Source organism: Shewanella sp. AC34-MNA-CIBAN-0136 (assembly GCF_040309945.1).
In the GTDB taxonomy this organism is placed as follows: Bacteria; Pseudomonadota; Gammaproteobacteria; order Enterobacterales; family Shewanellaceae; genus Shewanella.
Map to the genome: position 1 here is coordinate 38,583 of NZ_JBEOPJ010000014.1, position 15,129 is coordinate 53,711.

The window sequence follows — 15,129 nt, forward strand, 5'->3', positions numbered from 1 at the left end:
AATGCTTATTAATTCGCTGTTTGTTGCGACTTAATCCGCAGTTTACATTGATAGTTTAATTTAACATCATGCTGTAGTGATTAACCCTCCTCAGTCATTGACTCAATGATGTTGAGAATATTACCAATATTAATCTGAGGCTTTATCTGACAAATACCAGTGTATTGTGTTGGGAGTTAATGTGTCATGAGTAGAATTCGAATCGATCCTTTTTATCATCAAGCTAGCCATACTCTTACGTATGTGGTGACCGATATTGCTACCCGTCAATGTGCGATTATTGATCCTGTTTTAGATTTTGACATGGCGTCTGGCACCATAAGCACGAGTTTTGCTGATAGCATCATTGAGCATATCGATGAACATGGATTGGAAGTTGAATGGATTTTAGAAACCCATGCCCACAGCGACCATATTTCTGCGGCCTGTTATATCAAGAAAAAACGCGGAGGGATGACCGGAATTGGCGAGCACATCACCAAAGTTCAACATACCTTTAAGCGATTACTGAATCTTGATGATAGTTTTAAATGTAATGGCGAACAATTTGAACAATTATTTGTGGATGAAGAACTCATTAAACTGGGTCATTTAGATATTCACATTATGCATACACCGGGTCATACACCAACCTGCGTCAGTTATCTCATTGAAGATGTTGTGTTTGTAGGCGACACCTTGTCAACGCCGGAGTTAGGTACCGTTAATACTGACTTCCCCAATAGCAGCGCAATAACCTTGTACCATTCAATTCAGCGAATATTGGCATTATCTAATTGCACTAGGGTGTTTGTTGGCCATGATCCACATGCACAGAAACGTACAGATAATGGGTTAGAAACATCGGTGATTGCCCAAAAACGCTATAACAGTGTGGTAGGGGGGAATGTCACCCTAGCAGAGTTTATTAAACGGCATCAACAACGCCATATTGGCCCTGACATACAGCAACTATTATTAGCCGCCATACAAATGAATATTCGTGCGGGTAACATGCCATTAGCTGACTGTAAGGGTAACTACTACCTTAAAATACCGCTAAATCGGCTCTAAAAATGAATACACAATCAACCATTAGCACAATCAACCATTAGCACGGTTAGCCATTAACAGCATCTCCCATCACTAAAAAATAAGCCATGAACCACATAATGTTGGCTCATGTTTGCGTAATTTATATTTTATGAGGCACCAATGGAAAGCCATCTTGTTGCCATTGCATCATGCCACCGGCAACAGACAGAGGTTTGCTAAACCCCATATCCTGTAATGATGCTGCCGCCAGTGCAGAACGGCCACCGGTTCGACAAATAAGGTATATGTCTTTGTCAGCTAGTTCATTTAACGCCAATACCCACTCGCAGTGATGACTCACTAAAGGATGCTCGTGTATTTTCATCTCTAATACTCCACGTGGAAAATTCACCGCACCTTCTATATGGCCCGTCGTAAACTCATCATGCTCACGAACATCGATGATGATCACATCAGGGTTAAGCATTGCCGTCAGTAATTCTTGGGTACTCACTTCAATAATGTGGGTTTTAATCTCACTTATGTATTCCTGGGCAGTTTTCATGTGTACCTCGTGATGTTAAATAATGGATTTAGTTAAAATGAATAGCGCCATTAGCACTAAAAACACGGCAAATATTTTTTGTAAAATCGCTTTGGGTAAATATTGATTTATCCATTGGCCGGCAATACTGCCGACAAGTCCGCCTGCAATCATGATGGCAATAATCGACCCATCGAACTCAAACCCTTTACTTGAAAGTAATGAGTAATATTTAGCAAAACCGACCAGTGAGTTCATTGAAATAATCAGTAAGCTGGTACCAATGGCCAACGACATTTCAATGCCGCCAAGTAACACCAGTGCAGGTACAATTAAGAAGCCACCACCCACACCCACAAAACCGGTGACAACCCCAACCGCTAATCCTTGCGACAAGATTTTAGCGATATTTAGTTTGCCAGCTTGGTAGCGGCTAGATTGATTTCGCCACATCATCACCGCGCCAATGAGCATCAAAATGACAAACACAGTAAGTTGTATGTCACTGTTAAAGAAGCTGCTGAGCCATGCGCCTAAATAGGTGCCTACCATGCCAGGTAAACCAAATAAAAACACATGAGGCCAAGAGACTTTTTTATGCTTAATAAAGCCTATGCTGCTGATTAAACTGATAGCACCCACAATGCACAATGACGAAGCGATAGCTAATTGGGGTTGCATTCCAATAAGGTAAAGCAACACCGGAACAGTAAGGATGGAGCCACCAGACCCTAATACACTCAGCACTAAACCAATTAATAATGCGCCAATGATTGCTTGTATCATCATGGTTACTCTTAAGTTTAAAGCTGGTTAATCGGGATTTTTAAATACACAGTGCCGTTGTCTTCAGGTGCAGGCATTTGGCCTGCGCGAATATTGATTTGAATCGATGGCAATATCAGCCTAGGCATCGGCAATGTGGCGTCTCGTTGTTGACGAAGCGTCACAAAAGCAGATTTGGTCATAGTGTCATTCACATGAATATTGTGTTGTTTCTGTTGGATGACTTGAGTTTTAAATTGATGCCCGCGCCCCTCAGTAGGGTAGTCATGACACACGTAGATATCTGTTGTATCTGGGAGAGTAAATAATGCCTGAATGGAATCGTACAAAGTATTGGCATCCCCACCGGGGAAATCACATCTGGCGGTACCCACATCAGGCATAAAAATGGTGTCTCCAACAAAGGCGGCTTGATCATTCACAATGTAAGCAAGATCAGCCGGAGTGTGACCCGGTGTGTGCATAACACGAATGGTCATATTACCGACTTGTAACAGCTCATTATGTTTAAATAGATGGTCAAATTGACTGCCGTTAGGCAAAAAGCTAGCGTCTAGGTTAAATACCTTTTTAAAAGTCTGCTGGACTTCGGTGATGTGCTCGCCAATACCCATTTGGCCACCAATTTGGTCACGTAAATAACTGGCAGCAGATAAATGATCGGCATGAGCATGGGTTTCAAGTATCCATTTGACGGTTAACGCTTGGCGTTCAATCCAATGTAAAACCCGATTAGCATTTCGTGTGCCTGTTCGACCTGATTTATAATCAAAGTCTAAAACCGGGTCAATAATGACAGCAAACGATGTGGTATTATCAGCAACAACATAAGTGAATGTTTCACTGTCTTCATCTAAAAATTCATGGACACTAAAGGTTGAAATCATCACAAGCTCCTGTTAAATAGTGCACAGGGACTAAGCGTCCCAGTGCTTGCCACGGGTTAAAGCGACTTCTTACTAAAATACCAATCTACATAATCATAACCCTGGGATAATCGTGCTTTAGCGTCAGCAGTTGTTGCTGGTGGTGGCACAATAACGTCATCGCCAGGTTGCCAGTTTTCTGGGGTAGCAACGCCATTGGCATCACTGGTTTGCAGTGCTTTTACTAATCGAACAAATTCATCTATAGAACGACCATTACTCATTGGGTAATACACCATGGCACGCAATACACCTTCGGGATCGATAATAAAGGTTGCGCGAACGGCAGCTGTGTCACTCGCACCGGGTTGGATCATGCCGTAGGCTTTAGCCACTTCCATTGATAAGTCGGAAATAATCGGGAAGGTTATTTCAACGCCAAAGTTTTCTTCAATGTTACGTACCCAAGCGATATGGGAATGAACACTGTCGATGGATAAACCGAGTAACTCAGTATTAAGCTTGGCAAATTCTTCTGCACGTTGAGCAAACCCAATAAACTCAGTCGTACACACAGGGGTAAAATCCGCAGGATGGGAGAACAACACTAGCCACTTACCTTTATAGTCAGTAAGTGAGCGCATGCCATGTGTTGTCTTGGTATTAAAGGCCGGAGCGGGTCGGTTTAATTGCGGAAAAGAAACAATAGAATCAGTCATGTTATTACTCCAAAAAAATGGTTAAGTTAATGCAACTCTAATCTGTAAAGTAGATTGCAAACATACTTAGTAATAGCAATTGCTAGGCCAATATCGGTTAGATGATAATAAATAACATAAATAAAAATAAGTATCTGATTTTATTAATTAAAAATTTAGATGTGATTAGTTGTTAGATGATTTTTACATTAGCCACACAATAAGTTGTGTTTAACTCGTGTCATAAATGGCACAAAAGACAAAAATGACCACGTTAATTGTCGCAATAGCACAACCGATCAAGCGATACTGGTGTTAGCAGTAAGGTTTCTGAAGTGAGTAATTAACAAGTCTGTGCATAAAGCCGCATTATATGGATTAGAAATAGAGCTGATAGCGGAATAAACATTTATTTAACCGATAGCAATGTGAAGCGGGTCTTGATTATGCTTGTGAAGCCTATACCGTAATATCATTTAGGTTTATATTTTCGTAAACAAATACATGACTTATAAAGAGTAATTCGTAAATGGAATTGGCCAAGCTTTCACGTATCAGTATGAAACACTTGATCACTTTGCATGTGATGCTTGATACCCTCAGTGTCACAGCCTGTGCTGAACGGTTATGTCTAAGCCCATCGTCGGTGAGTAAAACCTTAAGTCAGCTAAGAGAAAGTTTGCATGATGAATTATTCTATCGTCATGGCAATTCACTCATCGCCACTGCATTAGCACGACGACTAGGCCCAAGTGTGAAGCAGATGATTAATGATATGAATCAGATCATGAACCAGGATGTGTTCAAGCCACAACATTATCAAGGTAGCTTTTCACTGGCGATGCGCGAAAGCACATTTGAGTTGTTAGCCGCCACATTAACGGCTCATATTCTCAACCTGGCGCCCAATATCCATATCGATATTTACAATAAAGACAACATCGGCTTTGACGGCTTAGTAAAAGGCTCGTTGGATTTTATTCTTTTGCCACATGACTTAAGCCAACCAACCAATGTCGATGAAGACTTAGTCTGGGAAACCTTAATCAACGATGAAATGGTCTGCCTAATGAGTGCTAGCCATCCACTGGCGTCACAGCAGACTATTAGCCTTGATGACTACTTAAATTTCAGCCACATCGGCATAACAGATACTGATTTGAGCACACCATTTTTTGATATTTTACTGGCACAACAATCTAAAAAACGGGCGATACCGATTTCGGTACCTGACTTTGGCAGCGCAGCGTTAATGTGCCATCACAGTGAACTGCTATTTACCTGTTCGCGCCACTGGGCCTCAATAGCCAAGCAAGCCCAAGGATTACTGATTAAACCGTTACCGATCGATTATGGCAAAGTTGCTTATAGCCTTGTGTGGCATCGGCAAAGTATGAACGATCCTGCTCATCGTTGGCTGTATGAACAAATATTGCTGTGCAGTCGTTAAGCGCATCAATACGATTTTAAGTATTGATTAAATGGTACTTTATCAATGAATTGATTTGGTATTAAGTTGCAGCAAAGCCGTGTTAGCCATTTATTCAACCTCAGTTACCTATAGATGTGACATGTAGAACTTACCTATAGACGCTAAATATAGGTGCTAAATATAGCGATTAGATATATAGCGATTAGATATACAGCGACGGTAAGACGATATTGGTTACTCCTCGCTGAGTAAGTTGATTTGCTAAACGTGCTATATCCGCTTGAGTACATTGTGGCCATGTAGAGCCTATGCCTTTAACACCATGATGATGAAACGCATTTAACTTCACCCGAGTCTCTGTGGGGAGGTTGGATAAATACCCGCCCAGGGCGTCAACATCATGCTCATAATCCGTGATGCCGGGAATGTGTAACAGTCTTACTTCATACAATTTATTGTGCTGAGTCAGTAACTCGATTGACGTAAATACCGGCTGGTTATCACGCCCTGTGATGTAATGATGGGTATCTTGTTGCCATGCTTTTAAATCAACCATTGCGCCATCTAAAAATGGCAGTAGCTTATGCCAACCTGTTGAGCTCAAGCTGCCATTGGTGTCGAGCATACAACTTAGATGCGATAAATGTTCTGAGGACTTTATCGCACTAAAAAGCTCAATAATAAAAGGCAATTGTAAGCTCGCTTCGCCGCCACTGAGTGTAATGCCATTGATAAAATGACGTTGTCCGTAGATAACCTCTAGCATTTGTTCAACGGTGTAATGAGACGTTTTAGGCGTCGATTGTCTAGGGCATACCGCAAGGCAAGTATCGCATTGGCTGCATTTGGTGCTGTCCCAGACAATATGGGGCTTACTTGGAGAACTACATGGAGAACTACTTGGCGAATGATTAACTGGTATTAGAGTTCCGTGTAACCACATTTCTTGTGACCGCATTTGGGGTAACGGCATAGCTTGTGAATGAATAAGACTAAGTGCCTGTTCAGGGCAACTATCAATGCAGTCACCACAAGCATCACACAAACTGATGGTGTGAGGATTATGACAATTTTTGCATTGATAGTTGCAGCCTTGCAAAAATATCACCAAACGACTGCCAGGCCCGTCGACACAGGAAAATGGCAATATTTGACTGACAACGGCATGTTTACTCATGAATAAAAGGAGCTTGTTCGTGAGCAATTACCCGAGCTTGGCGTTGAAGTATCCCCGTATTGATTGCGGCTTCAGCAGCTAACCCTGTGGTGTTGGTGCGTGAACCGCATTGCTTAAAAGTTTCAATGTCCGAGCGTTTAACCATATAACCAGTAACACGGACTAAATCGTTATTAGCAACATTGGCACTAAACTCTCTAAAACCTGAACTAAGGGCGCCTTTACAGAGTTGGAACATCGCTTGAGGATTCGCTTTAACGGTTTCATCTATGGTTAGAATATCGCTGATTCCGGCAGTATAATATTGATGATGTTTAGCTAGTGCTTGAATATGACTAATAGGGTCTGGTTCTGAGCCATAGGGAATACGCACGCCAGGGGTGACATTTTTATCCAAACTAATGCCACTTTGAGAATGCAATAACGCGCGACCGTTATAACCGTAAGTGACCGGGGTCGACTTTACTATGTTGTCTAAAGCTGCAGATATTCTGAGTCCAAGTTCATTAGCATCAAGGTTATGGCCGTAGCCTGTATTGGGTTTACTTGCGACGTTGGTAGTTGAAACCTCAGCAGCACTAGGTAATAAGGCTTGTAAAATATTGACCGCTTCAGCCATACCATAAATACCGAACATAGGTGCAAAACGAGATTCATCGATCAACTGTTCCTTAACTAAAAAACTGTCAAAGAAATGAGATTGTTGGTGTAGAAATGCCGAACGCGCTTCAATAAGCTCGAATGCGAGTTGGCTGTAATATGGCAGAGTTTGGGCAAAAAAATCATCAATACTGTTAGCGTTTAGAGCGACTTCTTTGAGGTTAACCCGCACCAAGGTATTGGCGCCGCCAGCTAACGGTAATGCGTTATAACAACTGACAATCCCAAAACCACGAGTATCGAAGGCGTCGGCATGTAGCGGATAGTTGGCAATGTGAGGTTTACCGCATTGACAAATATTGCTGGTGGCCTGAAATAATAAATCATCTGGCGTTACGGCAGGGTCATACATGAAGGTTAGGTTGGGGGCAATTTGTTGTAATTCTGCATCTATACGCAAAATGGTTCGGCAAATAATGTTATCAGTTGGGCCAATATTCACATGCATAAACGCATCGGGTAACGTGCGGTCGAGTAATATCCAAAACCGCTTGAGCTTGCGATAGATGGCTTCAGCATCAAGCCCTTGTGTAAAAGGCATTAATAACGTATCTAATTGGCCTAAGTAAACCGGGATATTGGTCACCGATGGCACATGAAAATAAAGAATGGTTAATGCATTTAAGGCGTCATCAAAGTCTTCGGCGGGCGACAGCTCCAAATACTGAGATCCTTGCTGCAGGTATTTGGCATAATCTGGCAACACATAACGCGGTTTAAATGGCGCATGACCTTCAAACATATCGCAAATAATACCTTGCTTCATGGCATTATTTACCGGCTCAGACACCGCCACATAAGGCAGACTGTTTTCAGCTTCTAGTGCTAAATAGTTGGATTTTTGCTTAGGAGAAAGGTGAGGGTGGGTGACAATTTTCTCAATGTTATCTTGTAATGTCATGATGAAACTCACTTTTTATAGACTAATGCTTGATAACAACTAATCTACTCAAAGGCAGGATGTTTAAACAGTGAAAATAGCCGACGTTGGCATTGATAAAATCGAAATCCGATGATGAAGGTCACATCCCAAATGACAGAACATATTGACTAGTGAGTCATGAACCCTATAAACAAAGAGTGGCAGAAAAATCATAATCGATAAAGAGGAACGTTATTAGATTATTACATTACTAAGTTATTACGTTGCTGGGCGTTGGGCGGTTAAACCGGAAATGGTGTGAAATATGGCTAACGCTTTTTAAGTAGGGTGTTACTGGCTTTGTAGCGAAACTAACAGGCTCTTAATCCAAACAATAAACTTCAGTTCTATTTCTTCCAAGTGCTTTGGCTTTATACATAGCCTTATCCGCTTGAGTAAATAAATCTGTAAACAGTGTTTTATCATCACAAATACTGACCCCAATACTGACGGTTAGCACGCCGTCACCCACTTTAATTTGCGTGATGCTATCTTGGAGCCGGTTACAAAATAATAAAGTATCACTTTTGTTGGAGTCTGGTAGCAAGATCAAAAATTCTTCGCCGCCAAAGCGAGAGACAAGATCGGTTTGTCGACAAAAGTCCTTCAAAATATGCCCGAGTTCTTTCAGTACTCGATCACCCTCTAAATGACCAAAGGTGTCATTAATGATTTTAAAATGATCGACATCTAACACTAATAAACTAACAGATTGATGAGATCTAGCAGCCTGTTCAAGCGCTAACGTACAACGATATTTCATTTCTCTTCTATTTAATAGCTGCGTTAACTCGTCAGTTGAAGCAAGCAATTTTAATTTTTCAGCTTGCTCCTCAAGTTTTTTTCTTGTTTTTATTAACTCATCATAAAGTTGGTCTCTCTTGGAGGCATTGAAAAAACTCCAATAAATACAGCCGTCATCGCTTAAATGAGCATTCACTGTTATCGGAATTCGTAGCCCGTCAGCATTAAAAATAATCAACTGCATTTCTTCACAAATTTGTTCGTGTAAAAGTGTTGGAATTAAATAACTTTGAAAAAATATGCGGGAAGATTGGGTAAAGATAATATCCGCATTTTTGCCTATAAGTTGCTCTGGATTCCACAATAGTTCGTCGGTAAAGTATGAGTTTACATAAATAATAATGTTGGCTGCATTGGTGACTAACGCACCACACTGGAAACTATCTGGGGAGTGCTCAAATGTTTTATTACTTTCGATTTTACTATTTTTTGTCGTGATCATTTTGCGAATTTCATTATCGATTTTAAAATTTCTTCAGGATGAGTCATATGCAAGCAATGACCATGGGCAGCGATAATGTTAAGTTCGCTATGGGGTATTTCGCTCACAATAAACTCACCAACAGATGTTGCTGCCAGGGCATCATTTTCACTTTGTAAAATTAAACACGGTTGTGTAATCTCTTTTAGTAGATAACGATAATCAGATAAAAAAGTCGCTTCAGCAAAGTTCTTCGCAATAACCGGGTCGGTAGAACAAAAGCTGCCTGATAATTCACCAATAAGTTCATCAGAATTGGTTGTTCCCATTACTAACGGAGCTAAATAATTAGCCCAGCCAATATAATTTTTGTCCATTAGATTTAACAATTCGAGTAAGTCTTCTTTATCGAAACCGCCAAAATATTCAGGAGGAAAATTTAAAAAACAGGGTGAAGGACATACCATTACCAGCTTAGAAAATAGCTCAGGTTTTTGAATTGCAGCAATCGCACCAATAATACCGCTCACTGAATGCCCTATGAAAATAGCGTCAGTTAAGTGCAAAGCGTCACATACTTCGATGATGTCTTCTGCATATCCTTCAAGTTGACCATAACGTTTTCTACTGTATTGAGAGATATCAGAAGCACCTGAACCAACATAATCAAATAGCACAATAGTAAAATGCTTCATCAGTTCAGGGGTTACAAAACGCCACATATTTTGATCGCAACCAAACCCGTGTGCGAGAACTAAGGTTTTGCTACCATTACCGATTAATTTAACATTATTTCTAACAAGAACAGCATTTGAATGAGACATGATTTTTCCATTTTTACCAGGTGACCAATGATGACTACCTGCTGGATTTATTGGCTAAACAGTAAAAGTTTAACGGGTAAAAGTAAAATACCAACACTATGAAAATCAAAATGAACTTTTTAATCGCCTGATCATAGTTTTTTAGGTAAACATAAATTATTAACCAGCTCGTTATGAATCACAACCAAGAGAACATAATATCTTATGTAGGCAAACCTGATTGAATCCTATTAGTTACAATAATGTTAACGTCACGATTGAAGTATACACAATGAACACTGCTATAACTATATATCCCTAAAAGGGCGTAACGTTAGCTAGTGTCGTCTGATAACGGTTTAATAAAAGCAGTTAGCACCGTGAGTTGATTAAACAGACGTTTTTAAACAGATGGATAGAACAATAAAACTAAATTACAATGTACGACTTTTGCTTTAAAAACTCACGCTATAACAAGAAAATAACGGCGTACTATCTGAGGAACACCTTTAATTGAGAGCATCAATCTTCCTTATTGCGGCAGGTTTTATCCTGTTGAGTGGTTGCCAAACTGTTGTTGTAGAAGATGCCAAAGCAGAAAAAAGTCTTGGTGGTGTGAATAAACCAACATCATTAAAAGTTCCTAAGTTGTTAGCTCGGCGCAATTATCAAGACAGCGGTGATGTATGGGAACGCATTCGATATTCAATGGATATGCCCATTCCAGATCAACAATTAGTTAACCAATATCGTGATTGGTATATTAATAATCCACAGCATCTCGAGCAGATTTCACAGCGCGCCAAGCCGTTTTTATATTTAATCGTCCAAGAGTTTGAACATCGAGATTTACCTATCGAACTGGCCTTACTCCCTATAGTAGAAAGTTCGTTTAATCCTTTTGCTTATTCCAGTGCCGACGCATCAGGCCTGTGGCAATTTACCTCACCAATGGCCAGCCATTTTGGATTAGAGATGAATTGGTGGTATGACGGCAGAAAAGATGTGCCTGCTGCAACCACCGCTGCATTAGATATGCTCGAATACTTGTATAAAAAAACCGACAACTGGTTATATGCACTAGCCGCATACAATGCTGGTGAAGGTCGCTTACGTGAGGCTATTAGATATAATGAAGCAAGAGGGCTGAGCACCGACTTTTGGTCTTTACCATTACCTAAGGAAACTCGGCAATACGTACCACAATTGCTGGCAATAGCAGATGTGATTAAACATTCTGAAAGCTACGGCATCAGTCTTAAATCCATTCCTAATAAACCACTAGTTGAAGTAATTGATGTCGGAAGCCAAATTGACATCGCAGTTGCTGCCGATCTAGCCAATATATCAATTGCTCGGTTACAAAAATTGAATCCAGGGTTTAATCGCTGGGCAACATCACCCGATGGACCGCATCAGTTGATAGTGCCAGTGAGTAAAGTCAGTGAGTTTAAACAAGCTCTTGCGGATACTGATATTAGCGCTAGAGTAAAATGGTTTAAATATCAGATTAGAGCTGGCGATAATATTAGTGTCATTGCAAAACGTCACCTTACAACGGTGTCAGAAATAAAAGCGATGAATGACATTAATGGCGATAAGATCGTTGCGGGTCAATTTTTGTATATGCCACAAGCTGCATCGGGCATGACACCCTTAGTCGAACTGGCTACAACACAAAACGCCCAAGTCTCTACACCAAAGCAAGCTGCACCAAGCAAACAGCCAAGGATTATTACAACATCTAATCAGTCAACAGTTCAAAGCGATCACACGGTAAAATATGGCGACACACTGTGGAGTATTGCCAAAGTGTATAAGGTCAGTGTGGACCAAATTATCGCTTGGAACAAAATGACAGACAAAGACAAATTAACGGTAGGTAAAACCCTGCAGTTTTATCATCAACCCTTCAAACAACAGCAGAGCCAGTTGTAAGCCTGTTGTTTAAAAACTCATAAGCACAATAGCTCAAATATTGTAAAAGTTGAGCGTTACATAAATCTGAGTATTTACCGATTTAACCTAGTGAAGCACATCGAAATCCAGCTGTGCATATAGACACTTTTGATTATAAAAATCGATCATTCATGTTTAATAGAGCGATACACAATGCTTGAGGTCATGTTAAATCTTAGTGTTCATATTTTTTCATATTTGTTTCCGATCAGTTCATATCCAGCTCAATAGCTATTCACAAGTTTTGAATATAGTCACTCTATCAATAAGAACATATATTTTAGGGTGATGAATATGAACATTAGAAAAACTCAATTAGCTCAGTCAATTTTATTAGGCAGTCTACTTTTATCGGCGACCTCTTTTGCCAACGCTGCAGACGATGATGTCTTCGGTGGAGCCATAAGTGGTAAATTAACCTTTGCTTCAGATTATGTTTTCCGTGGCGAATCAGAAACAATGGATGCAGAAGTACCAGTGGTACAAGGTACCCTAGGTTGGGGCAATGATCTGGGTTGGTATGCTGGTGTATTTGCATCCAATATCAAATTTGCAGACCCCAATTTAGAAATTGTCACCGCACCCTATATTGGTAAAGCAGGCGAGTTTGGCAATAGTGGTATCAGTTACGACGTCATGGTTTTTTCTTACCTGTATCCAGGTGCCTCATATTCAAATTATACCGAACTGTGGATTAAAGTCGGTAAGCAATTTGGTCATGCAAATGTGCAGTTAGAAGTGACTCCAACAATCGATGATTGGTTTGGTGTAGAGGGCTGGCAAGGTGTTAACTATGCCGTTCATCCGAGCTATCAGTTTGACAATGGTTTATACGTATCAGCAAGTATCGGCTACCAAGATTTAGATGGTCATGGTGCAGAAGGTTGGGGGCACTGGAATTTGGGTGTGAGTAAAGCCTATGCCGGAATCAATTTTGATGTTCGTTATCATGGCAGTACCATGGATAGCGATCATAAGGTCTATGGCACTCAAACAAAAATCTTTGATGACCGAGTGGTTGTTGGCGTCAGCAAAAGTTTCTAAATTGATAATATAATCTTTTTTATTATTGGACCTGATTCTACGCATTCCCATTGTGTGACTCAGGTCCTTTTTTATAAACTATTTTGCTAGCTGTCACTCATTCCTGACAAATCTTTATAGGAAAATATGAAAAGTTATGAATAATAACGGCCATTATTAGCAACACTATCTGGATAGGATGATGGCACATACTGGTTTAACAAATACGGTACTCGTCGTTGACGATGAAGCCGTGATCCGCGCTCGATTAAAAGGTTATTTTGAGCGTGAAGGTTATCGTGTACTTGAAGCTGGAGACGGCGAACAGATGTGGCAACAGTTTACAAATCAACATATCGATTTGGTGATGTTAGATATTAACTTACCCGGTACCGACGGTTTGAGCTTGGCGCGTGAACTAAGAAGTCGTTCGGACGTTGGCATTATATTAGTCACTGGTCGTGATGAAACCATTGATAAAATCGTTGGCCTTGAGATGGGTGCTGATGATTATGTGACTAAGCCATTTGAATTAAGAGAACTATTGGTAAGAGTTAAAAATTTGTTGTGGCGAATTTCATTAGTTAAAAAAGCACAACAAGAAGTTGTAGAACAATTTGAACAGTGTGACGATATCATTACCTTCGATAAATATATTCTTGAGTTAAACAGCCGAAAACTGAGTCGTGGTGACGAGGTGATAAAGCTGACTAAAGCAGAGTTCGAATTACTTACCGCCTTTGCATTGCATCCACAGCAAGTACTATCACGTGAGCGGCTAATGCAGCAAACAAGCCACCGTAATGAAGATGTAAATGATAGAACCATTGATGTCATTATTCGCCGTTTGCGAAATAAACTACAGGCAGACCTGTTTGTAACGGTTCATGGAGAAGGCTATTTGTTTGCGACAAAGGTTAAAGATTAGTTTTTGTCGTCACGCGATAAATGGGGTAAAAGTCTGCAGGGGCTAAGCTGTTGTTAAACATATTGAGTTGCACAGCTCCTTGTTCTAACGCCTGTATTTGTGGGCCAATATCCCCAAATGAGTGTGTCCCCTCCAGTAGTTTTACCGCAATATCTATTGCCAATTTACCTTGTAACACCACTTGATCATCACTACTGAAAGCCACTTTATTGCGATAAAGTCCGCGCAAGGTCGCTGGCGATAAATAGCTGCTCACAAGTTTTACTTGGCCAGTTAATCGTTTATGTTGCAATGTTCCTATTGCTGCTTCAATAGCAACGGCACTGCCTAGAATATAACTAGGAACATGATCATTAAGTAGATTATGAAGTTGGTCACGATAAAGGTCACGATTATTATCGGTATGACGAATTGACGAAACCACAATAGGACTATCGGCAATAGCATCTTGAATACCGAGCTCAACCCAATCGCTGCCGCCAACACTTTCTGGGCCGGTGAGTAGAGCGAGTGTTACTGGAGACGATGGCGGTAAATTTTTTACAGCTTTGGCGATAAAGCGGCCAGCTTTCCAGCCCATTTGATACCAATTGACGCCTACACGAGTTGTTATAATGGGGTTATCGAGTCTATTCACTAACGCTATGATGGGTTTATTAATTAGCCCCGGATATTGATCAAGTAAATTGGGGGCCACAGCACCGAGTAAGATGGCATCGAACGGTTGATTAAGGCAGTATTCAAGTTGTTTTAGTTGTTGCTCTTTTCTGTAATAGCTACCAGCTTCAAATAATTCTAAATTAATGCCTAATTGGCTGGCTTTTGACACCAAACCATAATCAATGCCGATCCAATAAGCGTCTTTAAGGTGAGGTACTAAGGCACAGATTCGCCAAGCCTTTTTGGCCGAGGTCAGTTGATTATATTGTATTGATTTTACTGTTTGAATTTTGGCATTAAAGGGCGTGCGCTGCTGTAATGTCCAGCTAGAATCGGATGTTGCTTCAGCAAGTAATGGTATTGTCCCTAAGCAAGCTATGAGCAAATAAATAAGTCGGCGCATTATATTGTCTCGATTAAGGTTTCTAAACA

14 protein-coding genes are annotated in these 15,129 nt (G+C 40.6%); 5 read left to right on the forward strand and 9 right to left on the reverse strand.

Annotated features, from left to right (window positions below):
* Positions 1 to 186: 186 nt before the first annotated feature.
* A complete protein-coding gene (locus tag AAEY94_RS14350) occupies positions 187 to 1,053 on the forward strand; it encodes an MBL fold metallo-hydrolase (protein ID WP_101088326.1) in 867 nt (288 codons plus the stop codon).
* Between the two features lie 121 nt (positions 1,054 to 1,174).
* Here the strand turns inward: AAEY94_RS14350 and AAEY94_RS14355 are convergent, their stop codons facing one another.
* Genes AAEY94_RS14355 through AAEY94_RS14370 form a run of 4 tightly spaced genes read right to left on the reverse strand, consistent with a single transcriptional unit; the run spans position 1,175 to position 3,929 of the window.
* Entirely contained in the window at positions 1,175 to 1,579 is a 405-nt protein-coding gene (locus AAEY94_RS14355; protein ID WP_101088325.1) for a rhodanese-like domain-containing protein, read from the reverse strand.
* Between the two features lie 15 nt (positions 1,580 to 1,594).
* Positions 1,595 to 2,347 (reverse strand): sulfite exporter TauE/SafE family protein, encoded by a 753-nt coding sequence (locus AAEY94_RS14360; protein ID WP_101088324.1) that lies wholly within the window; start codon positions 2,345 to 2,347, stop codon positions 1,595 to 1,597.
* Between the two features lie 14 nt (positions 2,348 to 2,361).
* The gene (locus AAEY94_RS14365; RefSeq protein WP_101088323.1) at positions 2,362 to 3,231 is read right to left on the reverse strand and encodes an MBL fold metallo-hydrolase; all 870 of its coding nucleotides are present in this window, start codon (positions 3,229 to 3,231) and stop codon (positions 2,362 to 2,364) included.
* 56 nt (positions 3,232 to 3,287) lie between these two features.
* Positions 3,288 to 3,929, reverse strand: coding sequence for a peroxiredoxin (locus tag AAEY94_RS14370; RefSeq protein WP_101088322.1), 642 nt, complete (start codon positions 3,927 to 3,929; stop codon positions 3,288 to 3,290).
* A 508-nt stretch (positions 3,930 to 4,437) separates the two neighbouring features.
* On the opposite strand from AAEY94_RS14370, the gene AAEY94_RS14375 reads away from it, so the two are divergent.
* Positions 4,438 to 5,358 carry a LysR family transcriptional regulator gene (locus tag AAEY94_RS14375; protein ID WP_162023082.1) on the forward strand — a complete coding sequence of 307 codons (921 nt, stop codon included), beginning with the start codon at positions 4,438 to 4,440 and terminating at the stop codon, positions 5,356 to 5,358.
* A 184-nt stretch (positions 5,359 to 5,542) separates the two neighbouring features.
* On the opposite strand, the gene AAEY94_RS14380 is transcribed toward AAEY94_RS14375, so the two are convergent.
* The 4 genes from AAEY94_RS14380 to AAEY94_RS14395 form a co-directional block, all read right to left on the reverse strand.
* Complete coding sequence (locus tag AAEY94_RS14380; RefSeq protein WP_101088320.1) at positions 5,543 to 6,517, reverse strand: YjjW family glycine radical enzyme activase; 975 nt, start codon at positions 6,515 to 6,517, stop codon at positions 5,543 to 5,545.
* Positions 6,510 to 8,078 (reverse strand): YjjI family glycine radical enzyme, encoded by a 1,569-nt coding sequence (locus tag AAEY94_RS14385; RefSeq protein ID WP_350979093.1) that lies wholly within the window; start codon positions 8,076 to 8,078, stop codon positions 6,510 to 6,512. The genes AAEY94_RS14380 and AAEY94_RS14385 overlap by 8 nt, the downstream gene beginning before the upstream one ends.
* Positions 8,079 to 8,421: 343 nt before the next feature.
* On the reverse strand, positions 8,422 to 9,345 hold the full coding sequence (locus AAEY94_RS14390) for a diguanylate cyclase (protein ID WP_350979094.1): 924 nt from the start codon (positions 9,343 to 9,345) through the stop codon (positions 8,422 to 8,424).
* Entirely contained in the window at positions 9,342 to 10,148 is an 807-nt protein-coding gene (locus AAEY94_RS14395; RefSeq protein ID WP_350979095.1) for an alpha/beta fold hydrolase, read from the reverse strand. The genes AAEY94_RS14390 and AAEY94_RS14395 overlap by 4 nt, the downstream gene beginning before the upstream one ends.
* Before the next feature lie 492 nt (positions 10,149 to 10,640).
* Here AAEY94_RS14395 and AAEY94_RS14400 point away from each other — a divergent pair, with 492 nt between their 5' ends.
* From AAEY94_RS14400 to torR, 3 genes are all read left to right on the forward strand, one after another.
* Entirely contained in the window at positions 10,641 to 12,065 is a 1,425-nt protein-coding gene (locus AAEY94_RS14400) for a LysM peptidoglycan-binding domain-containing protein (protein WP_182744440.1), read from the forward strand.
* A gap of 315 nt (positions 12,066 to 12,380) precedes the next feature.
* Complete coding sequence (locus AAEY94_RS14405) at positions 12,381 to 13,130, forward strand: TorF family putative porin (RefSeq protein ID WP_162023087.1); 750 nt, start codon at positions 12,381 to 12,383, stop codon at positions 13,128 to 13,130.
* A 181-nt stretch (positions 13,131 to 13,311) separates the two neighbouring features.
* On the forward strand, positions 13,312 to 14,037 hold the full coding sequence (gene torR, locus AAEY94_RS14410; RefSeq protein ID WP_182744459.1) for a two-component system response regulator TorR: 726 nt from the start codon (positions 13,312 to 13,314) through the stop codon (positions 14,035 to 14,037).
* On the opposite strand, the gene torT is transcribed toward torR, so the two are convergent.
* Entirely contained in the window at positions 14,027 to 15,100 is a 1,074-nt protein-coding gene (torT, locus tag AAEY94_RS14415; RefSeq protein WP_335692356.1) for a TMAO reductase system periplasmic protein TorT, read from the reverse strand. The genes torR and torT overlap by 11 nt on opposite strands.
* Positions 15,101 to 15,129 lie beyond the last annotated feature (29 nt).